The following is an 866-nucleotide window of genomic DNA, read 5'->3' as shown; positions in this document are numbered from 1 at the left end:
TGGGTCGTACTGGACTTGAACCAGTGACCCTCGCCTTGTAAGGGCGATGCTCTCCCAACTGAGCTAACGACCCATATCTAAAAACAACACGTTACCGTGTCGTTGTGGAGCGGTATTATAGGGAGACTTGCAACAGAGTCAATAGCTGAATTTACAATTTTGGTCTGTCTGCGGGTTTTATCATCAAATTGCAATTGTTCTTCATTATATAGCAAGTGTGTTTTCACGTTAAAAAATCTTAAAAAGCCAAGAAAAGCTGCCTTATTGAAAATGAACCAAGATTAAAACCCCTGATATTAGTAATTTGATCTAAGGGTTGTCTGAGCAGCTTAAATTACAATAAAACCCTCTAAACTTATTCAAAAAAGCTAATTTTAGATGCTTTACATCAGTTGAAATACCAAGGTGAAAAACAAAATGCCATAGCTCTTGTTAATCACTGAGTGCAACAGAGAGTAAAACAAAGCAATTTGAGTGCTATGGTGATGATATAGAGAGTGTTTAGTTGCCTAAAAACGGTTGTTGTGATTATATATGCGCCTGTTTGCTGTTTTTTAAAGCGAACAGTAAAAAGTTAAAGAAAAAATGTTGACTTTAATTTTGCGGGTGCATAGAATGCGCCCCGCACTCAGCGATACAGGTGACTAACTGAAAGGTTAGATAAGCCCAAGGTAAGGGGCTATAGCTCAGCTGGGAGAGCGCCTCGCTGGCAGCGAGGAGGTCTGCGGTTCGATCCCGCATAGCTCCACCAATCTTCTAAGTGCAATTGTCCTAGAGAACACAGTTTTGTGTCCCCTTCGTCTAGAGGCCTAGGACACCGCCCTTTCACGGCGGTAACAGGGGTTCGAATCCCCTAGGGGACGCCA

At 42.3% G+C, this 866-nt stretch carries 3 tRNA genes; 2 read left to right on the top strand and 1 reads right to left on the bottom strand.

The window, feature by feature from the left end:
- A tRNA-Val gene (locus AC1HJP_RS21130) sits at window positions 1-73 on the bottom strand.
- Window positions 74-675: 602 nt separating this feature from the next.
- Between AC1HJP_RS21130 and AC1HJP_RS21125 the strand changes: the two genes are divergently transcribed.
- Together AC1HJP_RS21125 and AC1HJP_RS21120 are read left to right on the top strand one after the other, a co-directional pair.
- Window positions 676-751: transfer RNA gene (locus AC1HJP_RS21125), tRNA-Ala, on the top strand.
- Between the two features lie 39 nt (window positions 752-790).
- Window positions 791-866: transfer RNA gene (locus AC1HJP_RS21120), tRNA-Glu, on the top strand.

The organism is Pseudoalteromonas sp. NFXS53 (assembly GCF_056629255.1).
This window is presented reverse-complemented; position numbering and strand designations above follow the sequence as displayed.